The 22,522-nt window shown below is 70.2% G+C and carries 20 protein-coding genes; 13 read left to right on the top strand and 7 right to left on the bottom strand.

The window, feature by feature from the left end:
* The first annotated feature begins 18 nt into the window (after positions 1-18).
* Genes ACHAAJ_RS11375 through ACHAAJ_RS11360 form a run of 4 tightly spaced genes read left to right on the top strand, consistent with a single transcriptional unit; the run spans position 19 to position 6,759 of the window.
* A complete protein-coding gene (locus ACHAAJ_RS11375) occupies positions 19-1,458 on the top strand; it encodes a DUF3375 domain-containing protein (RefSeq protein ID WP_435728256.1) in 1,440 nt (479 codons plus the stop codon).
* The gene (locus ACHAAJ_RS11370) at positions 1,455-2,171 is read left to right on the top strand and encodes a DUF4194 domain-containing protein (protein ID WP_435728255.1); all 717 of its coding nucleotides are present in this window, start codon (positions 1,455-1,457) and stop codon (positions 2,169-2,171) included. The genes ACHAAJ_RS11375 and ACHAAJ_RS11370 overlap by 4 nt, the downstream gene beginning before the upstream one ends.
* Positions 2,168-5,575, top strand: a complete 3,408-nt coding sequence (locus ACHAAJ_RS11365; RefSeq protein WP_435728254.1) for an ATP-binding protein — start codon at positions 2,168-2,170, stop codon at positions 5,573-5,575. Before ACHAAJ_RS11370 ends, ACHAAJ_RS11365 begins: the two co-directional genes overlap by 4 nt.
* Positions 5,572-6,759, top strand: coding sequence for a Wadjet anti-phage system protein JetD domain-containing protein (locus tag ACHAAJ_RS11360; RefSeq protein ID WP_435728253.1), 1,188 nt, complete (start codon positions 5,572-5,574; stop codon positions 6,757-6,759). The genes ACHAAJ_RS11365 and ACHAAJ_RS11360 overlap by 4 nt, the downstream gene beginning before the upstream one ends.
* A gap of 126 nt (positions 6,760-6,885) precedes the next feature.
* Here ACHAAJ_RS11360 and ACHAAJ_RS11355 read toward each other — a convergent pair whose 3' ends face one another.
* Entirely contained in the window at positions 6,886-7,326 is a 441-nt protein-coding gene (locus ACHAAJ_RS11355) for an arsenate-mycothiol transferase ArsC (protein WP_435728318.1), read from the bottom strand.
* The gene (locus ACHAAJ_RS11350) at positions 7,323-7,742 is read right to left on the bottom strand and encodes an ArsR/SmtB family transcription factor (RefSeq protein WP_435728252.1); all 420 of its coding nucleotides are present in this window, start codon (positions 7,740-7,742) and stop codon (positions 7,323-7,325) included. Before ACHAAJ_RS11350 ends, ACHAAJ_RS11355 begins: the two co-directional genes overlap by 4 nt.
* A gap of 224 nt (positions 7,743-7,966) precedes the next feature.
* Between ACHAAJ_RS11350 and arsB the strand changes: the two genes are divergently transcribed.
* The 6 genes from arsB to ACHAAJ_RS11320 all read left to right on the top strand — a co-directional run bounded on the left by arsB (position 7,967) and on the right by ACHAAJ_RS11320 (position 13,298).
* Positions 7,967-8,959, top strand: coding sequence for an ACR3 family arsenite efflux transporter (arsB, locus tag ACHAAJ_RS11345; RefSeq protein WP_435728317.1), 993 nt, complete (start codon positions 7,967-7,969; stop codon positions 8,957-8,959).
* Positions 8,960-8,962: 3 nt separating this feature from the next.
* Positions 8,963-9,379, top strand: coding sequence for an arsenate reductase ArsC (locus ACHAAJ_RS11340; RefSeq protein WP_435728251.1), 417 nt, complete (start codon positions 8,963-8,965; stop codon positions 9,377-9,379).
* Positions 9,380-9,381: 2 nt separating this feature from the next.
* Positions 9,382-10,659 (top strand): FAD-dependent oxidoreductase, encoded by a 1,278-nt coding sequence (locus ACHAAJ_RS11335; RefSeq protein WP_435728250.1) that lies wholly within the window; start codon positions 9,382-9,384, stop codon positions 10,657-10,659.
* Positions 10,626-11,189 carry an arsenate-mycothiol transferase ArsC gene (locus tag ACHAAJ_RS11330; RefSeq protein WP_435728316.1) on the top strand — a complete coding sequence of 188 codons (564 nt, stop codon included), beginning with the start codon at positions 10,626-10,628 and terminating at the stop codon, positions 11,187-11,189. Before ACHAAJ_RS11335 ends, ACHAAJ_RS11330 begins: the two co-directional genes overlap by 34 nt.
* A 79-nt stretch (positions 11,190-11,268) precedes the next feature.
* Positions 11,269-11,685 (top strand): MerR family transcriptional regulator, encoded by a 417-nt coding sequence (locus ACHAAJ_RS11325; RefSeq protein ID WP_435728249.1) that lies wholly within the window; start codon positions 11,269-11,271, stop codon positions 11,683-11,685.
* Positions 11,686-11,780: 95 nt separating this feature from the next.
* A complete protein-coding gene (locus ACHAAJ_RS11320) occupies positions 11,781-13,298 on the top strand; it encodes a SulP family inorganic anion transporter (RefSeq protein ID WP_435728248.1) in 1,518 nt (505 codons plus the stop codon).
* Positions 13,299-13,316: 18 nt separating this feature from the next.
* On the opposite strand, the gene ACHAAJ_RS11315 is transcribed toward ACHAAJ_RS11320, so the two are convergent.
* Positions 13,317-14,012 carry a potassium channel family protein gene (locus ACHAAJ_RS11315; protein WP_435728247.1) on the bottom strand — a complete coding sequence of 232 codons (696 nt, stop codon included), beginning with the start codon at positions 14,010-14,012 and terminating at the stop codon, positions 13,317-13,319.
* The gene (locus ACHAAJ_RS11310; protein ID WP_435728246.1) at positions 14,005-15,462 is read right to left on the bottom strand and encodes a TrkH family potassium uptake protein; all 1,458 of its coding nucleotides are present in this window, start codon (positions 15,460-15,462) and stop codon (positions 14,005-14,007) included. The genes ACHAAJ_RS11315 and ACHAAJ_RS11310 overlap by 8 nt, the downstream gene beginning before the upstream one ends.
* Before the next feature lie 417 nt (positions 15,463-15,879).
* On the opposite strand from ACHAAJ_RS11310, the gene ACHAAJ_RS11305 reads away from it, so the two are divergent.
* Positions 15,880-16,182 (top strand): DUF6766 family protein, encoded by a 303-nt coding sequence (locus ACHAAJ_RS11305; RefSeq protein ID WP_435728315.1) that lies wholly within the window; start codon positions 15,880-15,882, stop codon positions 16,180-16,182.
* A gap of 617 nt (positions 16,183-16,799) precedes the next feature.
* Here ACHAAJ_RS11305 and ACHAAJ_RS11300 read toward each other — a convergent pair.
* Together ACHAAJ_RS11300 and ACHAAJ_RS11295 are read right to left on the bottom strand one after the other, a co-directional pair.
* Positions 16,800-17,591 (bottom strand): TIM barrel protein, encoded by a 792-nt coding sequence (locus tag ACHAAJ_RS11300; RefSeq protein WP_435728245.1) that lies wholly within the window; start codon positions 17,589-17,591, stop codon positions 16,800-16,802.
* Positions 17,588-18,709, bottom strand: coding sequence for a Gfo/Idh/MocA family oxidoreductase (locus ACHAAJ_RS11295; protein ID WP_435728244.1), 1,122 nt, complete (start codon positions 18,707-18,709; stop codon positions 17,588-17,590). Before ACHAAJ_RS11295 ends, ACHAAJ_RS11300 begins: the two co-directional genes overlap by 4 nt.
* A 106-nt stretch (positions 18,710-18,815) precedes the next feature.
* Here ACHAAJ_RS11295 and ACHAAJ_RS11290 point away from each other — a divergent pair, with 106 nt between their 5' ends.
* Positions 18,816-19,808 carry a LacI family DNA-binding transcriptional regulator gene (locus tag ACHAAJ_RS11290; protein ID WP_435728243.1) on the top strand — a complete coding sequence of 331 codons (993 nt, stop codon included), beginning with the start codon at positions 18,816-18,818 and terminating at the stop codon, positions 19,806-19,808.
* Between the two features lie 155 nt (positions 19,809-19,963).
* Here the strand turns inward: ACHAAJ_RS11290 and ACHAAJ_RS11285 are convergent, their stop codons facing one another.
* Positions 19,964-21,160: an FAD-dependent monooxygenase gene (locus ACHAAJ_RS11285; RefSeq protein ID WP_435728242.1), complete on the bottom strand. Its 1,197-nt coding sequence runs from the start codon at positions 21,158-21,160 to the stop codon at positions 19,964-19,966.
* Positions 21,161-21,287: 127 nt separating this feature from the next.
* Here ACHAAJ_RS11285 and ACHAAJ_RS11280 point away from each other — a divergent pair, with 127 nt between their 5' ends.
* Complete coding sequence (locus ACHAAJ_RS11280; RefSeq protein ID WP_435728241.1) at positions 21,288-22,451, top strand: PucR family transcriptional regulator; 1,164 nt, start codon at positions 21,288-21,290, stop codon at positions 22,449-22,451.
* The last annotated feature ends 71 nt before the right edge of the window (positions 22,452-22,522 follow it).

The raw sequence follows: 22,522 nt of genomic DNA, 5'->3' as shown, positions 1-22,522 counted from the left end.
TGCCGCTACCGTGGATCCGTGAGCGTTCTCCGCACCGCGCGTGCCGCATCCAGGCTCCAGTCATCCGACCCCGCCTGGGCGATGCTCCGCGCCCGGAACGCGGACGTCGCCGTAGCGGTCCTCGGCCGCCACCTCTCGGGCGAGGAGCGCCGCCTCCCGGCCCCGGTCCTGTTCGAGAAGGTCGATTCGGATCTCGAGGAGCTGCGCGGCGAGGGCTTCGACCTGCCGCAGACGGCGCAGGCCTACTGCGCGGAGTGGCGCAACCAGCAGATCCTCATCCGCCGCTCCGCCCAGGATTCCCGCGAGGAGACGTTCGAACTCTCCCCCGGCGCGCTGACCGCCATCCGCTTCGTCACGCAGCTCGCCGAACCACGCCAGACCGTCACCGAATCGCGCCTGGCCACCATCCAGGACCAGCTGCGGTCCCTGGCCCGGGACACCGACCCGGACATGGCCACCCGCCTGGCCGCGCTGCACGCCGAACGCGAGCGCATCGACGCCCAGATCGCCCGCGTCGAATCCGGGGAGGTCGACGTCCTGCCCGCCGAGCGCGCCCTGGAGCGGATCCGCGACATCCTCGGGCTGGTCGAGGAGGTCCCGGCCGATTTCGCCCGGGTCCGCGGCGAGCTGGAACAGTTGAACCGCACCCTGCGCGAGCGCCTCGTCGAACAGGAAGGCCCGCGCTCGTCGGTGCTGGAGGACATCTTCCGCGGCGTGGACCTGCTGGCCGAATCCGACGCCGGACGCAGTTTCGCCGGGTTCTACGCGCTCCTGTTGGACCCCGAGCGCGGCCTCGAGTTCGAGGAATCGATCTCCTCGGTGATGGACCGCGGATTCGTCGAGGGCCTCTCCCCCGCGCAGGTCCGGACCCTCCGCCGGCTCCTGCCCACGCTGCAGGACCGCGGCGCCGAGATCCACACCGTGTTAACCACATTCAGCCGGAGCCTGCGCAGATTCGTCCAGAGCCAGGACCTTCAGCGCGAGCGCCTCATCAGCCGCCACCTGCGATCCGGGTTGCGCGAGGCGCTCGAGGCGTCGGAGACCGTCAAGCCGTACGCGAAGACCGGCCTCACCCTGGACCTGACCAGCGTCCCGCTCTCCAGCGTCTCCGCGCTGAAGCTGCACAACCCCGGTGATTTCGAGGCGGGCACCGACGTCGTGTCCCACGAGGCGGATCTGGTCGACATCGGCGAGCTGCTGGCCCTGGCCCGAGCCTCGGACATCGACATGGCGGAGTTGGAGGACAACGTCAACCGCACCGTCGAGGAGCACGGCGCCGCGACCATCGCCGAGATACTCGCGGCCCACCCCGCCACCCAGGGCGTCGCGAGCGTCGTCGGACTGTTGGTGCTCGCCCAAGAGCACGGCACCGCCGTCGGCGGGCGCGAAACCGTCGAGTGGGACGGGCGCCATGGCACGCTCGACCGCCACCTTTTCACCGGAAGGATCCCCGCATGAGCAAGCCGGTCCCCGCCGCACCCGACGCCGCACCCTTGGAGGAGCGCGACGCCGGATCCCCCGCCCGCCCGGGCCTGTGGGACGGCGACGGCGGCACCCTCCGCGAGCCCTCCCGCCGGGCCCTGGTCCAGCTGCTGCGCGGCCCCTACCTCTCGGCCGCGCGGCACGCGAACCTGTGGTCCGCCCTGCTCGCCGACGAGGAGGAGATCCGGTCCCGGCTGGCCGACCTGTTCCTCGAGCTCGTCGCGGACCACGAGTCCCAGGTGGCGTTCGTGCGGAACGTGCAGGCCGCGCCGGACGCACCGCGCGTGATGCGCACCGCCACGCTGACGTTCCTGGACACCGCGCTGCTCCTGCACCTGCGCCAACAGCTGCTGCACGATTCCCACGGGACCCGGACGATCGTCGGCGCAGACGAGGTCGCCGACCAGCTGCAGGTCTACCGCGGCAGGGACAATGCCGACCCCGCCGGTTTCTCCAAGCGGATCAACGCCTCGTGGACCAAGATGGTCAAGTTCGGCCTGCTCGCGCCCACCAGCACCGAGGGCCGGTTCGAGGTCTCGCCCGTGATGCGCCTGGTGTTCGGTCCGGAGGAGATCGCGGCTGTGCGCGCGGAATACCGCCGGTTGGCTGGCGACCCCGTGCTGGCCGCCGGCGGCACGGGAGATGGCGCGGGAGACGGCGCGGAAGACGACGGCGAGGAGCCCGCATGAACGCGATCCACCCGGGCCAGTGGCGCCTGGACCGCATCGAACTGCTGAATTGGGGCACGTTCCAGGGGCACTGGACGGTGCCGGTGGCCCGGCGCGGGTTCCTGGTCACGGGGCCGTCGGGCTCGGGCAAGTCCTCGCTGCTGGACGCGGTCTCCGCGGTGCTCACCCCGCGCGGCAAGCTGCGCTTCAACGCCGCGGCGAACGACGGCGGCGCGCGCGGTGAGGACCGCAGCCTGGTCAGCTACGTCCGCGGGGCGTGGCGGCGCAGCGCGGACGAGGAGACCGGCGAGGTCGCCAGCGAATACCTCCGCCCGAACGCCACCCACAGCGGCATACTGCTCCGCTACGACGACGGCAACGGCGGCAAACCCGTGGTCCTCGTGAAGCTGTACCACCTGCGCCGGGGCAGCAACACGCCGTCGGACGTGCAGGAACTGTCGCTGATCCTGCAGGACGACGCCGCTCTCCCGGACTTCGTGCCGCACCTGGGCTCCGGGATCGACGTGCGCAAGATCAAGGCCGCGTGGCCGGACGCCGTGGCGGTCACGGACAAGCACTCGAGCTTCGCCGCCCGCTTCAGCCGACTGCTGGGGATCTCCGGGGAGAACGCGGTCCTGCTGTTGCATAAGACGCAGGCCGCGAAGTCGCTCGGCAACCTGGACGAGCTGTTCCGCACGTTCATGCTGGACGAGCCCCGCACGTTCGCGATGGCCGAGAACGCGGTGGCGCAGTTCGGCGAGCTCTCTCAGGCCCACGCCGCCGTCGTGCAGGCCCGGCGCCAGCGCGACCACCTGCAGGACATGGCCGTCCCCGCCCGCGCGTACGAGGCCAGCGCCTCGGCGGCCGCCGAGGCCGGGGAGCTTCACGGGGCCGTTCCCGCGTTCAAGGACGCGTGGAAGCTGCGGCTGGCCGAGGAGGCCCGCGAAGCGGCCGGGGAACAGCTCCTCGCCGCCGAGCACGCCGCCGGGCAGGCGGCCGACCACGTCCGCGACCTGTACGAGGCGCTGTCCGTCGCCCGGCAGCGCGTCTCCGAGAACGGCGGCGCGGCGCTGGAGACCCAGCGCGCGTGGATCGCGCTGGCCGAGCGTGAGGTCGCGGACGCCACCGCACGCCGGGCCCGCCTGGCCACGCGTCTGGGCGACGCCCGGGTCCCCATGCCGGAATCCTTCGCGGACCTGGAGGAACTGCGCGGCACCGCGGCCCGGGAACGGACGGAGTGGGAGGCCGCAGAACCGGAATCCAAGACCCGGTTACTGGAGCTCCACGACGCCCGGTCGGCCGCGCGCCACGATTTGGGGTCGCTGGAGAAGGACATCACCGCGCTGCGCACGCGGCGCTCCAACCTGGACCGCCGGCTGCTGGACGCCCGCACCGCCGTGGCCGAGCAGGCCGGTCTTCCGGAGAAGGCGCTGCCGTTTGCCGGCGAGCTGCTGGAGGTGGAGGCGGACTTCGCGGACTGGACGGGCGCGATCGAACGCGTGCTGCGGCCGCTGGCCACCGTGATGCTGGTGCCGCAATCGCACCTCGCGGCCGTGCGGAAGGCGGTGGACGCCCTGCACCTGGGCACCCGGCTGGTGTTCGAGGACGTCCCCGCCCGCCCGGACGCCCCGCGCAAAACCGATCCGACGACGTCGTTGGTCCACCGCGTGTTGGTCGCCGACTGCCCGATGTCCGGCTGGCTGCACCTGGAGCTGTCCAGGCGCTACGACTACGCGTGTGTCGAGTCCCCGGCCGACCTGGCTGCGCACGAGCAGGCCGTGACCCGGGCCGGACAGGTCCGGCGTTCGCGCACCAAGTACGAGAAGGACGACCGCCACCGCGTCGACGACCGGCGCAACTGGTACCTGGGATTCGGCACCGAATCCAAGCTGGAGCACCTGATCGGCAGCCTCGCCGAGGCGCGGAAGCGGCTGGACGACGCCGAGCGGTCGGTGGACGCGTTCAGCGCGGGACGCGAGGCGACACAGCGGCGGCTAGCGGCGCTCGAGGAACTCGACGGGTTGCAGTGGCAGGAGGTGGACACCGACGCCGCGGAGGCGTCGCTGGCCGAACAGCGCGGCCGGCTCGAATCGCTGCTCGCCGCCAGCGACGACCTGCGTGCCGCGCAGGACGCCGAGCGCGAGGCGGACGCCCGCCACGAGGCCTCCCGCCGGATGGAGCGGGAGCGCCAGCGCGAGGCCGCCGAGGCCGCCGCGCTGGTCAACGGGCTGGAGGCGACCATCGCGGGCCTGCGCGCGCGCAACACTGCCGGGCCGGTCGACGACGGCGTCCGCACCCGGCTGGAGAGGCTGTTCGCGGGCAGCGCGCAACGCCGGCGGATCACGCACGACATCATCGACGACGTCGCTCTGGCCGTCAGCGGGAAGCTCTCGCACGAGGAACGCACCCACGCCGACGCGGCGCAGCGCGCGGCCCGGGACTTCGGTGCGGCCGCACACGACTTCCGTGCGGCTTGGCCCGCCGCGGCGGCCGATCTGGGTTCGGACATCGAGGACCGGGCAGGCTATCTGGGGCTGCTGGACCGGCTGGTCGCGGACGGGCTGCCGCAGTTCGAATCGCGGTTCTTCGGGCTGCTGGAGAGCCAGTCCCAGCAGAACGTCGCGCAGCTGGCGGCGGAGATCCGGCGGGCGCCCGGGGAGGTGCGCGACCGCGTGGATCCCGTGAACCGGTCGCTGGGGCGTTCGGCGTTCGACGAGGGCCGGTTCCTGCGCATCCAGGTGAAGGAGAACCGCGGCGAATTGGGCCGGCAGTTCCTGGCCGACCTGCAGGACATCGCCACCGGATCCTGGACCGCCGAGGACCGCGAGGAGGCCGAGCGCCGCTTCGAGACCATGCGCCGGCTGATGGGCCGGTTGGCCTCGAGCGAGGCGGCCGACGCGTCCTGGCGCCGGCACTGCCTGGACACCCGGCTGCACGTGCGGTTCACTGCGCTCGAGATCGACGCCGGCGGCGTCGTGGTGAACATCCACGACTCCAGCGCCGGGCTCTCCGGCGGGCAGCAGCAGAAGCTGGTCACGTTCTGCCTGGCGGCCGCACTGCGCTACCAGCTCACGCGCGACGACGAACTGCTGCCGCGCTACGGGACCGTGATGATGGACGAGGCGTTCGACAAGGCCGACGCCCGGTTCACCCGGATGGCCATGGACGTGTTCCACGAGTTCGGGTTCCACATGGTCCTCGCGACGCCGCTGAAGCTGTTGCAGACGTTGTCCGAGTACATCGGCGGGACGGCCGTCATCAAGTGCGTCGATTTCCGCGACTCCCGGATCGCCACCTTGGAGTACGACGCCGGTGCCGAACCGGTCGGCGACGCCGCCGAGGGCCCTGCCGCCGGAGGGGACGCGGAGCCCGAGCGCGGGCGGGACGGCGCTCCCGTCCGCGACGAGGCCAGCACCCTCTGGTGAGTCCGGTTCCCGTCACCCCCGATGCCGCGCGAGCCGCCGTGCGGGCGAAGTACGATCGGCTGGCTGGCATGTGGGCAAGTGCGGCGGTGGGGCCGCTTCCGGTCCCCTTGTTGTCCCTGCCCCTGCATCCACCGACCGAGCGCGCCGCACTCGCCGACCAGTCCGGGGCCATCGGTTGGGTTCGTTCGTGGTCCGCCGCCGATGGAGTGGCCGGACCCCGTGGGGCGGCGGCGGGGATCGAGGTGGCCTGGGGCGAGCGCCGGTGGTCGAACCTCGGGACCCAACGCGTTCCCGAGCGGTTGATCCTGGACTCCCCCGCCTCGGTCGCACGGTTCGCGGGCCGGTCCGACCATTGGAACCGGCTCACGGACCGGTTCGGCCGACTGCTCGATGCGGTCCCCGGCGATTCCGTGGAGCTGGCCGCCGCGCTGCCCCGATCCGCGAAGGACATCGCGGCCCTGGGCGACGCGGACTTCGCCCGGCTGCTCGGCGTGCTCGAATGGTTGGCCGCGCATCCGGCGTCGAACCTGTACATCCGCCAGCTGCCGATCCGTGGCGTGGACACGAAGTGGGTCGGTTCGCACCGGTCGCTCGTGGAGCGGCTCCACCGCGCCGCGAGCGGCGGAGCGGACCTCGGGCTGGCGCCGAAGCCGGACCTGGTCCGCGTCCGGTTCCTCGATCCCTCGTTGGCGCCGGGCGGCCTGGGCGATGTCTCCGCTCCCGTTGCCGATCTGGCGTCGATGGACATCGTGCCGCGGACCGTGTTCGTTCTGGAGAACCTCGAATCGGTGTTGGCGATGCCGTCTTTCCCGGGCGCCGTCGTCGTGCATGGTTCGGGATATGCCGTGGACCGGCTCGGCAGGCTGCCCTGGGTGCGGGCGGTCGGCGTCGTCTACTGGGGCGACCTGGACAGCCACGGTTTCGCGATCCTGAACCGGCTGAGATCCCATGATATCGCGGCGCGCAGCGTGCTGATGGACACCGCGACGCTCGACGCCTACGCGGACCTGTGTGTGACGGAGCCGGTCTCGTCGATCGCGCGGCTGGACTACCTCACCTCCGCCGAGCTCGCGACCGTCCAGGTTCTCGCCGATCGCGGCAACGTCCGTCTGGAGCAGGAACGGATCCCGTGGGCCCGCGCACTGGAAGCCCTCCGCGTTGCCGCCGGGACACCGCCCGCGTAGCCCCCCCGGAGACCGCGCGCCCCGACCCCTCATCCGTGTCGGGGTATGTGCAGGAAAGAGTCGCGAATTCCGACACTTATCCCGACACCGATGCGGGGTGCGGGGGTGCGGGGTGCGGCGGGGAGGTTAGCCCCGGTCGGCGAGGAGCCGGTCCCTCAGTTCCCGGACGCGGCGGTGGATATCGTCGCGGACCAGCTCCATCCGTTCGCGCCCCTCGATCCCGCGCAGCGACGGTTCGTCGGTTTCCCACGTTTCGATGGCCACGCCGTCGATCGGATCCACCTTTGCCTCCGAACCCAGGACCACCACGAGTCCGGCCCGGCGCATGTTCCCCTCGGTGATTCCCTTGGGAACCTCGGCGCGGACGTCGACGCCGAGGTCCAGCAGCACCTCGGCGGACAGCGCGTTGATCGCCTTCCCGGGTTTCGTTCCCGCGGAGGACACCACGATGTCGTCGCCCGCCTCCAGTCGCATCAGCCCGGCGGCCATCTGGGACTTGCCGCCGTTCTTGGAGCAGACGAACAGGACGGCGGGCCGGTCGGCGGAGTGTGAATCGTTCACGATCAGACCTTTCGGGTCAGTGCGGCGGCGATCCCGTCGAGGGCTCCGGGAACCAGGGAGTAATAGGACCACACGCCGCGCTTCTCGCGGGTGAGGATGCCGGCGTCGACCAGGATCTTGAGGTGGTGCGAGACCGTGGACTGGCCGAGGTCCAGCGGCTCGGAGATGTCGCACACGCAGGATTCCGCGCCGGCGCTGGAGGAGACGATCGAGAGGATTCGCAGCCGATTCGGGTCGGCGAGCGCCTTGAAGCGCGCGGCCAGGGAGTCGGCCTCCAGGGAGCCGAGCGGGGGCTGTCCGACGGCGGGGACGCAGCACGCGCCGGCCGTCGCACCGGCGGCGCCGGCCACGACCGCACCGCCCAAACCGGCCACGGTCCCGGCAACATCCTCGTGCACGGCCAAAGCGCCTGTCTGTGCCATCGAACCCATCCCTTCGCGGTCGTCCCCACCCGACCGGGCAGAGATTGACATCCATCGATGCATCAAACCATACTCGAGACATCGACAAACGTCGATCCCTCGAGCACCCAGGAGCGATACCCGTGTCCAACCCCGCAGTCCTCTCCGCCCCGGCGGACATCGGACCCGTCTCGGCCAAGCTCTCCACGCTGGACCGCTACCTCGCCGTGTGGATCCTGGCCGCCATGGCGCTGGGACTCGGACTCGGGAAGGTCTTCCCCGGGCTCGGCGCAGTGTTGGACTCGGTCGAGGTCGCGGGAGTCTCGCTGCCGATCGCGCTGGGCCTGCTGGTCATGATGTACCCGGTCCTCGCGAAGGTCCGCTACGACGAAACCCACCGCGTCATCGCCGACCGCAAGCTCATGGCCACCTCCCTGGCCATCAACTGGCTGCTCGCCCCCGCGTTCATGTTCGCGCTCGCCTGGCTGTTCCTGCCGGACCTGCCCGAATACCGCACCGGCCTGATCATCGTGGGCCTGGCCCGCTGCATCGCCATGGTGCTCATCTGGAACGACCTCGCCTGCGGCGACCGAGAGGCCGCCGCCGTCCTGGTGGCCATCAACTCCGTCTTCCAGGTCTTCGCGTTCGGCGCCCTCGGCTGGTTCTACCTGCACCTGCTGCCGTCCTGGCTGGGCCTCGAAACCACCAGCGCGGAGTTCTCCGTCTGGGCCATCACGCTCTCCGTCCTCGTGTTCCTCGGCATCCCGCTGATCGCCGGCTTCCTCACCCGCACGCTCGGCGAACGCGCCAAGGGCCGCGAGTGGTACGAGGGCACGTTCCTGCCGAGGATCGGCCCGTGGGCGCTCTACGGCCTTCTCTTCACGATCGTGATCCTGTTCGCCCTCCAGGGCGACGCCATCACCGGCAACCCGTTCGACGTCGTTCGCATCGCCCTGCCCCTGCTCGTGTACTTCGTGGTCGTCTTCGGCGCGTCCATGCTGATCGGCCGCGGGCTCGGCATGGGCTACGAGCGCACCACCACGCTGTCCTTCACGGCGGCCGGCAACAACTTCGAACTCGCCATCGCCGTCGCCATCGCCACGTTCGGCGTGACCAGCGGCCAGGCGCTGGCCGGCGTCGTCGGCCCGCTGATCGAGGTCCCGGTCCTGATCGGCCTCGTCTACGTGGCCCTGTGGTCCCGCAAGTTCTTCAGCAACACCTCCGTCGGAAAGGCCTGACCCATGCCGAACCCCACCAAGCCGTCCGTCCTGTTCGTCTGCGTGCACAACGCGGGCAGGTCCCAGATGGCCGCCGCGTTCCTCACCTCCCTCGCGGGCGAGAGCATCGAGGTCCGCTCCGCCGGATCCCGCCCCGCCGAGACCATCAACCCGGCCGCCGTCGAGGCCATGCACGAACTCGGCATCGACATGTCCGCAGAGGTCCCGAAGGTCCTCACCGACGCGGCCGTGCGGGAGTCCGACGTCGTCATCACCATGGGCTGCGGCGACGAGTGCCCGTACTACCCGGGCAAGCGCTACGAGGACTGGAAGCTCGAGGACCCGGCCGGCCAGGGCGTCGACGCCGTCCGCCCCATCCGCGACGACATCAAGTCCCGGATCGAGGAACTCATCGAGTCCCTCGCCCCCGCGCGGGCATAGCCATGGAGCCGGACGCCAGCCTCCCCGTCGTCGTCATCGGCGCGGGGCCCGTGGGCCTCGCAGCGGCCGCGCACCTGCTGGAGCGCGGGTTGGAGCCGCTGGTGCTGGAGGCCGGCGACGGCCCCGGCGCCGCGATCCGCGCGTGGGGCCACATCCGGCTGTTCTCCACCTGGCGCTACAACATCGACGCGGCCGCCCGCCGGCTCCTGGAGCACGACGGCGGCTGGGACGCCCCGCGCGAAACCCGCCTGCCCTCCGGCACCGAGCTCGTCGACGACTACCTCGCCCCGCTCGCGGCGCTGCCCGAACTGCGCGGCCGGATCCGGTACGGGAACCGCGTCACCGGGGTCGTGCGCGGGGAGTCCGGGTTCCTGGTCCGGCACGACGGCGGCGGCGGGCTTCCGGCGCGCGCCGTCATCGACGCGTCCGGCACCTGGGACACCCCCAACCCCGCGGGCGGCGCCGGGCTGCCCGCCGTCGGCGAGTCAGCGGCGCGGGCGGCCGGTCTCGTCACGGGTCCACTCCCGGACGTGTCGGGCGCCGATGCCGGGCGGTTCGCCGGCCGCACGGTCCTGGTCCTGGGCTCGGGGCATTCCGCCGCCAACACCTTGTTGTCGTTGGGGCGCGCGCGCCAGAAACACCCCGAAACGCGCATCCTGTGGGCGATCCGCCGGCCCGCCGACCCGGCCCGCCTCTATGGCGGCGGCACGGCCGACCAGCTCCCCGCCCGGGGCCAGCTCGGCGCCAGCCTGCGCCGTTTCGTGGAGAACGGGGACATCGAACTCGTCGATTCGTTCGCGACCGCGCGCCTCGACGTCGTGCGGGAAGGCGCCGTGGAAGGGACACCGACGGGGAACGCCGAGCGCGCGAAGCCCCTGCGCGTGACCGCCGCCGACGGGCGCCCTCTGGCCGTCGACGTCGTCGTGCCGTGCACCGGGTTCCGCCCGGACCTCGCGCCGCTGGCGGGGCTGCGACTGGACCTGGACGAGGCCGTGCAGGCCCCGCGCGGACTCGGCCCGCTGATCGACCCCGAGTTCCACAGCTGCGGTACCGTCCCGGCGCACGGCGAGCGCCTGCTCGCCCACCCCGAGCCCTGCTTCTACATCGCGGGCATGAAGAGCTACGGCCGCGCGCCCACGTTCCTCATGGCCACCGGCTACGAGCAGGTCCGTTCGCTCGCCGCGGCCCTGGCCGGCGACCGCGCGGGCGCCGACCGACTCCAGCTGGACCTCCCGCAGACGGGCGCCTGCTCCACCGACCTCGCAGCGAACACCCTGTAGGACCACGGCACCCCTACGCGACCCTCGGCCGCACCGCGAAGATCCGCACCTACCTCGCGGCCACCGCGGGTCGTTTCGCCGCGGACAGGCTCCGCGCCTTGGCCCAGTCCGGCGGCCAGATCGCGAAGGACAGGCCCCAGGTGCTCTTCGTCTGCGTGCAGAACGCCGGCCGTTCGCAGATCGCCGCGGCCCTCCTCGCCCACCTGTCCGGGGGCGCGGTGGAGGTTCGGTCGGCCGGGTCGCTGCCCGCCGGGGAGATCCACCCGGTCGCCGCGGGCCTGATGCGCGAACGCGGCCTGGACTTCGGGGAGGCCTACCCGAAACCCCTGACCGACGATGTCGTGCGGGCGGCCGGTTTCGTCATCACCATGGGCTGCGGGGACACGTGCCCGATCTATCCCGGCAAGGAGTATCTCGACTGGGACGTCGCGGATCCCGAGCACGCCGATCCGGACTCCGCCCGCCGCGTGTTCGAGGACGTCGAGGCCCGCGTCGCCGCGCTGTGGGAGCGCGTCCGAGACAACGCGTAGCGGCCGCCCCCGGACGCATGCCCGCTGGTAGTGTTGCTGGCTAGCCAATCGACGCCAGCGACCGACCCACGGAGGACCCATGCCGCAGGAAGCCCCGGGGCGCACCATGCACATCGGCGAACTCGCGGAGCGCACCGGCCTGTCGCTGCGTACCATCCGGCACTACGACGACGTCGGCCTCCTCCCCGCGACCGCCCGCACCGAGGGCGGCTTCCGCGTCTACGCCGAGGCCGACGTCGACCGGCTCCTGCACATCAAGCGCATGAAGCCGCTCGGGTTCAGCCTTGAGGAGATCGCCGAGCTGCTGGCGATCCTGGAGCCCGGGGCGGCGGGGCGCGGCACAACGGACGACGACGGCGAGGCCGGCACCGCGGTCCGGGCAGGGAAATCCCGGGACTACCTGGAGCGGGCCCGACGCGAACGCGGGAAGCTGGCGCGGTACCTCGCGCAGGCCGACGAACTCATCGCGGACCTCGAACGCCACGGCCGCGCCTGAGGCCTGCCCCACATTCAGCCTCACCAACCCTAACGTTCGGGTAGAGTTGGTGGCTGTCGTGCCGCCGCGCTCCTCCCCGACCCGAACGGACCCCCTTGGCCACCGCAACAGCGAATCCCACCCTGACGCCCGAAGAACGTCAGTCGGTCCTGCGCACCCTGAAGTCCCCGCGCCTGCTCAAGACCGAGGTGCTGGCCGGGCTCGTCGTCGCGCTCGCCCTGATCCCGGAGGCGATCGCCTTCTCGATCATCGCCGGCGTCGATCCCCGGCTGGGCCTGTTCGCGTCCTTCACCATGGCCGTCACAATCGCGTTCGTCGGCGGCCGGCCGGCCATGATCTCCGCCGCGACCGGCGCGATCGCGCTGGTCATCGCGCCCTTGGTGGCCAGCCACGGGGTGGACTACTTCATCGCCGCGGTGATCCTCGGCGGCGTGTTCCAGATCGCCCTTGCTCTCCTGGGCGTGGCCAAGCTGATGCGCTTCATCCCCCGCCAGGTCATGGTCGGGTTCGTCAACGCGCTCGCCATCCTGATCTTCATGTCCCAGGTCCCCGAACTCCTCGGCGTCCCGTGGCTGGTGTACCCGCTGGCCGCCGTCGGACTCCTGATCGTGTTCGGCCTGCCCAAGCTCACCAACGCCGTCCCCGCGCCGCTGGTCGCCATCGTGGTGCTCACGCTGGTCACGGTGTTCGCCGCGCTCACCGTTCCGACGGTCGGCGACAAGGGCGACCTCCCCGATTCCCTGCCCTGCCTGTTCGTCCCCGACGTCCCGTTCACGCTGGAGACCTTCCAGATCCTCTTCCCGTACGCGCTGGCCCTGGCCTTCGTCGGCCTTCTCGAGTCCCTGATGACGGCCAAGCTGGTCGACGACGTGACCGACACCCGCTCCGGCAAGACGCGGGAGTCCTGGGGGCAGGGAGTGGCCAACATCGTCACGGGATTCACCGGCGGCATGGGTGGCTGCGCCATGATCGGCCAGACCATGATCAACGTGAAGGCCTCCGGCGCACGCACGCGGATCTCGACGTTCCTCGCCGGCGTCTTCCTGCTCATCCTGGTGGTGGCGCTCGGCGACATCGTCGCGCTGATCCCCATGGCCGCGCTGGTCGCCGTGATGGTGTTCGTGTCCGTCGCGACGTTCGACTGGCACAGTATCCGGCCCTCCACGCTGCGCATGATGCCCAAGAGCGAGACCACCGTCATGGTGGCCACCGTGGTCTTCACCGTTGCCACGCACAACCTGGCCATCGGCGTCGGCGTCGGCGTGCTCACCGCCATGGTCCTCTTCGCGCGGCGGGTGGCGCACTTCGTGACGGTGGAACGCCGGATCGAGGAGCACTTCGGCGAGACCATTGCGAAGTACGAGGTCAACGGAGAGCTCTTCTTCGCCTCCTCCAACGACCTCTACACCCAGTTCCGGTACGCCGAGGACCCGGACCACGTGGTGATCGACATGCACAACTCGCACCTCTGGGACGCCTCCACCATCGCGGCGCTGGATTCGATCAGCGACAAGTACGCGAAGTACGGAAAGGCCGTGGAGATCGAGGGCCTCAACGCCGCCAGCCTCATGATGCGCGAGCGCATGGGCGGCAAGCTCGGCGGCGGGCACTAGCGACTCGGGGGGCAGGGGTCAGAGCAGGCGGCTGAAGTCCTCGGCCTGTTGCTTGTTGCCCTCCACGAGGATCTCGTCCTCCTCGTAGAGAACCGTCTGCGCGTTGGCGGGCTGCCAGCGACCATCAGGCCGCTTGGCCGCGACCACGGTGATGCCGTGCTTGTCGCGCAGTCCGAGGACGCCCAGCGGCCGGTCCTGCGCCAGGGCCGGCGGCCGGGTGCGGATCAGCACGAATCCGCCCTCGAACTCCACGTAGTCGAGCATGCCGCCGCGGACCAGATGGGCCACGCGGCGCCCCATGTCGTGCTCGGGCCGGACCACGTGGTGGACCCCCAGCTGTTCCAGGATCTCGGCGTGCGGTTCGCTGATGGCCTTGGCCCACACGATGGGCTTGTTGAACTTCAGCAGCCGCGAACTCGTGAGGATGCTGGCCTCGATGTCCGTCCCAATCCCCACCACGACGACGTCGAACTCGTGGACCGCGAGTTGCCGCAGGACCTCCTCCCGCGTGGAGTCGGCGCGGACCACGTGGTTGAGCCTGCCGTTGTAGGACTGGACGGTGTCCTCGTTGGCGTCGATGCCCAGCACCTCGGTCTTCTGGGCCTCCAGTTCCAAGGCGAGCGCGCCGCCAAAGCGGCCCAGACCGATGACGGCGACGGAGCTGGCGTCCGCCAGGCGGGAGGCCGTGCGGGAAAACAACGGTGACCTAGCCAATGAGCGGCCTTTCCTTGGGGTATTCGTACAGCGGTGTTCGGGATCCGGCACGCAACGCGAGCGCCGCACCCAGTGTCACCGGGCCGAGGCGCCCGACGAACATGAGCACGATCAGGATCACCTGCCCGGCCGGCGGCAATCCGGCGGTGATGCCGGTGGACATGCCCACGGTGGCGAAGGCGGAGATCACCTCGAACAGTATGCGCTCCTGGCCGAAGTCGGACATGAGCATCAGCGCCATCGTGGCGCCGACAACGAGTGCGATGGCCAGCAGCACCACCGTGATCGCCTCGCGGTGCACCGCGCGGGAAAGCCGTTTGCCGAAGACGTTCACGGCGGCGCCGCCGCGCAGCTCGGTGTAGAGGATGAAGAACAGGACGGCGAACGTGGTGATCTTCAGGCCACCGGCGGTCCCGGCCGGACCGCCGCCGATGAACATCAGGATGTCCATGCCGAGCCAGGAAACGGGTTCCATCTGGCTGGTGTCCACCGAGTTGAAACCGGCCGTGCGCGTCACCACCGACTGGAAGAACCCGGCCAGGACGCGCTCACCCGGACGCAGCACCCCGAGGGTCGCCTGGTTGGACCATTCGACGGCGGTGATGAACACGGTTCCAGCCAGCAGCAGTACCGCGCTGCCGAAGAGCACCAGCTTGGTGTTCATGCTCCAGTGGATCGGTGTCCGGTAGCGCCGGCGGAGTTCGAACAACACCGGGAAGCCCAGGCCGCCGATGATGACCGCGGCCGCGATCGGCAGAATGATCCACGGGTCGCCCACAAACCCCATGAGGCTGTCCGAATACAGCGCGAAGCCGGCGTTGTTGAAGGCTGAGATCGAGTGGAACACGCCCTCCCATGCGGCGCGCGCCGGCGGATGCCCGTAGCCCAGCATCAGCCGTGCGGACAGTGCGCCCGCCAGGACCACTTCGACCACTAGGCTCACCTTGATGATGCCGATCAGGACGGCGCGCACATCCCCCAATTCGGCGTTCTTGCTTTCCTTCGCGGCCAGAATGCGTGAACGCAAGCCGAGTCTCCCAGCCAAAACGACGCCCAACAACGCGCCGAAGGACATGACCCCGAACCCGCCCAGCTGGATCAGCACCAGAATGACGACTTGGCCGAAGCCCGTCCAGTACGTGGGTGTGTCAACGGTGATCAGGCCGGTCACACAGACGGACGACGTCGCGGTGAACAAGGCATCGAGGAATGTCGCGCCGCCCGGGCCCTGCCTGGCCATGGGGAGCATCAGCAGGGCCGTGCCCACCGATATCACCCCGAGGAATCCGACGACGATCGCCTGCGCCGGGGTGGACGGGCGCAGGCCGCGCCGCGTCCGGGCCAGCACGCGCCTTATCGGGGACGCCTCGGGCAGGGCGCGCCGGACCGCGGCTCCCAGGGCCTTTCGGGCACTCCTGGCGCGCCGGCGCATCCGGACCCGGGTCAACATGGCGCCTCCATGGTCCCGTCCATCATCACGCGCGTTGCTCGGCGGCGACGAGGTGGCACGTACGGCTCCCCCGGCTAAAGGCGGTTGTGGTGGGCACGAGCGAGCGTACCACCGGCGAACCGGTTACCTGCCCCTTTCCAGTTCCCCATTGATACATCCCTAGTGGGAGCCTACTTTGGGGACATGAAGCTTGATTTCGGGTTCTGGATTGCCACGATCGCCTCCAGGCTCGCCTACATGGTCGCCGTCGGCCTCGTGGGGCGGTGAACCGAATGCGGAAACTGCGCGACCATGGGCTCAGCCTCTTCTTCGGCGGACTGTTCCTCGTGACGTTGACGGCGCAATCGGCCGTGGGGTTGATCGCCCACCCGCCCCGACTCCCCCACATGGGCCAAGGCAGCGGGTTTCCGGCACTGACTGCTGTCCAACTCCCTGTTGCTCGTCATGGGGACCGTGTTCCTACTGTCCTGGTGGGCCCAGTCCCTGGCCGGCGTCGTGGCCCACAACGACGAGCAGGCCCAGCACGGACTGGAGCTTCTCACGTGGGGCGGCTTCGTCTCCTCGGCCGATTTCTGGAACCGGACCCTGCAGAACTGGCGGTCGGAGCTGTTGGCGGTCGGCAGCATGGCGGTCCTGTCAATCTACCTGCGCCAGCGCGGGTCCCCCGAGTCCAAGCCCGTGGGCATTCCGCACGAGGAAAGTTCGGTCGAATCGGAATAGCGGCACGGCCGCGTCGCATAGGGGATGCGCATGTGCGTGTGCACGATCCTGCACTTACGAGATGGTGCAAGCTCGTGCACATTCGCTGTAGTGCATGTACGTGCACTATGGAGGCGACCTGACGCTGCCAGGAGGAACTCGCGGCGAAGGCTGGCGTGTCGCGACGATGGCTTCTCGATTTCGAGCATGGCAAGCCAACGGTCGACCTATCCCGCGTCATGGACCGTCTCTTCGCCCTCGACACCGGCGTCGAGCTGGTCCCCCGGACACCACGGTGAACGGACGCGAGTTCCGCGTCCACATGGATGGGACGGCCTGCGGATCCCTCGTGCAGGATCGGTCGGGCGGGAGGCACTGGCCCACACGTTCGCGGCCAGTCCCCGGAATCCCTTCTCGCTCCTGGGACCCATGGGTGCGGACGTCGCGGGTGCGCTACAGCCGTCGGTGCCCTCGAACAAGCGCGGGCGGAACTCGTGAAGAACGACGCCGGGGCCCCACCGCTTGTTCCTTGGACGCCAGTTTCGCGAGCCGTCCCCCTTCTTCACCACGCTCGACGGCTACCGCAGGCGGTTCGCCGCGGCGGCGGCGACCGCCGGCCACAGCTGGTTTGCAAGACCTCAGTCCGCGAAGGCCGCGCGGAAGGCGCCGAGCGCCGCGTCCCCCGCTTCGAGGCCGGGCCCGCCCGAGGCCCCGGCCTCGAGACCCACGACGCCGGCGTACCCGGCGTCGGCCAACGCCGCCGCCACGGCGCGGTAGTTGATCTCACCGGTGCCGGGCTCGAACCGACCCGGGACATCGGCGACCTGGATCTCTCCGATCCAGGGCAGCGCGTTTCCGACGAGTTCGATCAGGTTCCCTTCCCCGATCTGGGCGTGGTACAGGTCCAGCATCATCTTCACATGTGGGTGTTCCGTGGCGGAGACCAGCGCCAAGGTGTCCTTGGCCCGGGCCAGCGGAATGCCCGGGTGGTCGACGATGGTGTTGAGGTTCTCCAGGGCAAAGGTCAGCCCATGCTTCTCGCCCAGGGCACCAAGGCGCTCCAGCGTGCGCAGGCCCGTGAGCCACATCTGGCCCGTGGACCGATGGACCGGGCGGACGGCCAGTCCGCCCTCGCCGAGCTCGGCGGGATGGACCACCATCCGCTCCACGCCGAGCTCCAACGCTGCGGGTATCAGCTTCTCCGCCGAGGCCAGGACCTCCGCGGCGCCGTCGGGGTCGATGACGCTGCCGCCGAAGTAGCCGCTCATCGAGGAGAAGCGGGCGCCCGTGGCCGCGAGGGCCGAGATATCCCGTTCCCGGGTGTCCCAAAGCTCCACCTCGAAGCCCTGCCCGTGGATTCGGTGGACCCGGTCGATCAGCGGCAGATTGCCGTAGACCATTTCAGCGCATACGGCCAAGCGGAAGCTCATGCGCGTCCGCCCGCCGGGTGGAGAGCGGGCTCGGCAGCCCGCACCTCGGCGATGGACGCGACATCCACCGGAACCCCGGTCTCGGCCGATCGGATCGCCGCTAAGGCCACGGCCAGGGCGTTCCTGGCATCCGTGCCACCGGGCACCGGGCGCCCGGACCCTTGGAGGCCGTCGCGGCGGGCTTTCACGTGGTCGACGAAGTCGGCCAGTTCCAACGTGTACGCGTCATGGAAGAGATCCACGTTCCGGCGCACGGTCTCGGCGCCGACGCCGGCCGCGGTGTAGCTGGTCGCACTGGAGGCCTGCGGTCCGCCCGCGGTCGCCATGCCGGAGGATCCGAACACCTCGCCGCGCACGTCGTAGCCGTACAGGGCGTTGAAGTTCGCCTCCGCCACGGCGATGGCGCCGTTGCTGTAGGTGATGGTGACGACCGCCGTGTCCAGAAGTCCGCCGGTCTTTGCTTCCGGGGCAACCAGCGCATCGGCGACCGCGTGGACGCGAACGGGAACGGCGCCGGGGTTCAGCCAGTTCAGGGTGTCGAAATCGTGGATGAGGGTTTCCAGGAAGATCGTGCCCGGCGGAATCCGTTCCGGGTTGGCGATGCCGGCTTCGCTGCCCGGATCGCGGGTCAGCGACCGCAACAGCTGCGGCGTTCCGACGCCGCCGTCGTCGACCAGCTTGCGCATCGCGGCGAAATCGGCCGCGTAGCGCCGGTTGAACCCGAACTGGACGACCACCCCGGCGGCGTCGGCCGCGGCGAGGGCGCCGTCGAGTTCCTCCACGGTGCGGCCACCCGGCTTCTCGCAGAACACGTCCTTTCCGGTCTGCGCCGCGGCGGCGATCAACCCGGAGTGGAACCGTGCCGGTGCCGCAATGAGGACCGCGTCGATGTCCGGGTCGTTGATCACGTCGGCGGCGTCGGTGCTGATCCGCGCGACGCTCAGCCGGCTCGCCAGGGCCTCCACGGCAGGCAGTGCCGGGTCCGCGATGGCCTCGAGTCGTGCGCCGGGAATCCGCCGGGCCACGGACTCCGCGTGGAAACTTCCAATCAAACCCGCGCCGATCAGGGCGATGCGGACCGGCCGGTCTTCGCTTACCGGGTGTTGCAGATAACTCATGTCGACTCCTGAATCAGCGTCTAGATCGTTCTAGTGGATCCATGTTTGCATGTAACGCGCGTCGGTGTCTAGATCGTTCTATAGACTGATCGTCACAAGGAGTGACATGACAGAACAGCAACGCCGTCCGACCCTCGTGGATGTGGCCGAGTCGGCCGGGGTCTCACGGGCCCTCGTCTCGATCGTGATGCGTGGCGCCCCGGGTGCCGCGGAAGCCACCCGGCAAAAAGTCCTGGACGCCGCCCGCGAGCTCGGCTACCGACCGGACTCACGCGCCAGGCTGCTGCGCAGCAGCAGGACCAAGCTGCTCGGGCTGAGTTTCTCCAGCTCCCAACCCTTCCACGCGGAAATCGTGGACGCCGCCTACGCCGAAGCCGCGGACAGGGGATACGAAATAGCCCTGAGCGCGGTGGCCAACGGCCGGCCGGAGACGCGTGCCATCGAATCACTGCTGGATTTCGGGTCCGAGGCGCTGATCCTCATTTCGCCGACCCTCGGCAACCAGGAACTGTTCGGATACGCACGCCAGGTGCCGATCGTCACCCTCCTCCGAGACGACGTCGACGGGACCGTGGATTCCGTCAGCAGCGACAACGACGCCGGGATCCGGATGGCGGTCGAGCACCTCGTCGGCCTGGGGCACCGCCGCATCGTTCATGTGGACGGCGGAACGGCCGTCTCGGCGAACGAGCGCCGGGCGGCCTTCCGCGCCGAGATGCTGCGCCACGGGCTGGAGCCGGTCGTTATCCCCGGCGGTCCCCACGAGGAAGACGGCGCGGGCGCCGGCCAAGCCCTCGGGACGGACATCCCCTCGGCCGTGATCTGCTTCAACGACAGGTCGGCCCTTGGCCTCATGGAGAGCCTTCGGGCTTCCGGACTGCAGGTCCCCGGCGACGTGTCCGTCCTCGGTTACGACGACAGCCAGTTCGCTCGGCTGAGCTATGTGCAGCTGTCATCCGTCAGCCAGGATGCCCCGCTGCTTGCCGCCGCCGCCGTCGAACGCGCCGTGGGTCGCATCGAAGGATCCACATCCCCCGCCCGCATCGTCAGGACGCCGCATCTGGTGGTCCGCAAGACCACCGCGGCGCCGAACCGATGAAGGCTTGATGCCGATCGCGGTCAGTCGGTGACGTTAGGGAGGATTTCCTCGACGGCGTTGATACGTCCGCGGTGGCTGTGCCCATATGCGTGGCTGAAGGGTATCGGGATCCCCTTCGTGGGCGTTGATTCCACGCACCGGGTTCTCGCGGCCGGTCAGCCCCCAACTGCGGACGCCTCGGGGATCTCCTCGTCGGCCCTGAAGCCGTGGATCCACGACAGGTGCCGGTCGAAGGCGTCCGGGGCGGCCAGCCGCGCGTTCCGCTCCGCGGCGCGGTGCCCGTCGGGCAGGTGCAGCATTTCCCCCACAGCCACCGAGGCGTCCACGACCTTGCGTGTCCGGAACCGGCGTCGTCTCTCGTACTCGCTGCGGGCGGCGTCCCAGCCCGTGGCCCCGGAGAGCAGGTCCGAGAGCACGATCGCATCCTCGATCGACTGGTTCGCGCCCTGCCCGTGGTGCGGCACGGTGGCGTGCGCGGCATCCCCCAGCAGGGTGACGCGGCCCTTCGACCAGTGCGTAAGCGGCGGGCGGTAGAACAGTGCCCACCGTTCACGGACGGGTACGGCGGAGATCATTTCGACGACGGCCGGCGCCCAGCGCGCGAAGGGTTCGATGTGCGACCCGTCCTCGACCGGGACCACCCACCCCTTCTCCGCCCACGGCATGGCTTCCCGCTTGACGAGGAAGAAATTCTGGTCCCCGTTGCCGATCGGATAGTGCAGCAGGTGGCCACCGGGGCCCATCCAGAACTGGATGGCGTCGGGATCCGGCAACGACGGCACCAGCCCTGGCGCCACGATGCCGCGGGCGGCGGTGCATCCGGCGTAGCGTGCGTCGTCGTACCCCAAAAGAAGGCGGCGGGTGAGGGACCGAGCGCCGTCCGCGCCGATGACCAGATCCGCTTCGGCGACGTCGCCGTCCGCGAAGCTCAGCCGGGTGGCGGAGCCTGAGTCGTCGATGTCGACAACGCGCTTGCTCAGGTGAAGACTGTCCGGATCGAGCGCGCCGAAGAGAATGGCCTGCAGATCCGCACGGTGGATGCCCGAGTACGGGGCCCCGTGGCGCCGGCGGTAGTCCTCGCGCGAGGACAGCCGGGCGATCTCCCCGCCTGTGCGGCCGTCCCGGAAAACCAGTCCGTCCACCTCGGCCCACTTCTCCCCCAACTCCCCGGCCAGCCCGAAACGCCCCTCGTAGAAGCGCGTGGCGTTGGCGGACAGCGCGACGGCGGCCCCCACCTCCTTCAGGACCGCGGTCTGCTCGTAAATCCGGACGTCCATGCCCTTGCGCTGCAGGTCGATCGCGAGGGTGAGGCCGCCGATTCCGGCGCCGATGATGGCAATGCGCTGCGACATGGGGAAGGCTCCTTGGGTTTCGATTGTCCTTCAGCCTATGGAGTCGACATGGCATGGATCACTGGACAAACGTGTGAAGATTGGCGTATCACCTTGGACAGACTGTCCATACCGGTAGGAGGAACCCATGTCCACGGCCCCCGGTCTGGACGACGCGCTCCAGGATCTCGCGGAGGCGTCCGGCCGTCGGCTGACCGTGCTGAACTGGAAAATGGCCGTGGTCGGCTATTCGATCCACGAGGCGGAAGCCGACCGGCGCAGACTCTCACTGCTGCTCGCGCATTCGGGCGGATGGGATGCTCCGGCGCCCCCTGTCAGGGGCCATCTCCACGCGTCCTGGCCGCGAGTGGGGCGCTGCCTGCTCGTTCCCCTGACCGACCATCGGAGGCTGGTCGGATACCTGTTGACCGTCGTCGACGACGCGCCGACCACCGAGGCGCAGCTGCGGATCCTGCTCGACGGCGCGGCGGGCCTCGGCGTTCTGCTTTCGTTGCGTCTGCTCTACGCGGAGCACGACCGCTCGCGCGCGCGCGACCTGTTGATCCGCGCCACCGGGTCCGATCCCGCCGATCGGCGCGCGGCCGCGGAGGCCCTGGTGTCCGAACGCCACGTCGGCGCGGCGTCGCAGTACGCCGCCGTGGCGATCGGCGGGGATCCCCGGCCCGGGCACACTTCGGGACGGGCGGCGCTGGCGGTGCAGACGACCCTCGACTTCGTGGCACAGTCGTCCACGGCCTCCGTGGTGGGTTCCATGCTCGACGACGGAACCGGCGTCCTGCTCTTTCCCCGCCCCGTGGTCGCCGCGCGTCTGGCGCGGATCCTGGCCGACCCGAAACTGGGCGCAGTCCGGGGCGGGATCGGTCCGGTGGTGGAGCAACTGGAGGACGTGCACCGCTCGTTCGCGCTGGCCCGGCGCGCCCTGCGGGCTAACTGGATGGCGCCCGTCGGCCACGGGCTCGCCATCTCCTGGGACGACGCCGGGCTGGACGGCGTGCTGGCGCTGCTGCCGCTCGAGCGCATGACGGACGAGGACCTGCCGGCCTCCGTGCGCAGGCTGTTGGCGGCGCGGCTCTCTCCGGAGATCCTCTCGACGCTGCTTGCCTACCTGGATCGCGGTGGCGACGCCCAGCGCACTGCCCGTGAGCTGAATGTCCACCGTTCGACGCTGTACTACCGGCTCGGACGGGTTCGCGCCGCGCTGGAAACGGACCTCGCCGACGGGCTGCTGCGCACCGAGCTGCACGTGGGATTGCGCCTGCACGCTACATTTCGGGCGCCTTCCGGGCGGTGAACGGCAGCACCAGCCGCGACGGGTGGGCGGCGTCGCGGGGTCCGCGACACCCGCGACGCAGGGTTGCGACC

This window comes from Arthrobacter arnarulunnguaqae (assembly GCF_051262515.1).
Lineage (GTDB): Bacteria > Actinomycetota > Actinomycetes > Actinomycetales > Micrococcaceae > Arthrobacter_N.
This window is presented reverse-complemented; position numbering and strand designations above follow the sequence as displayed.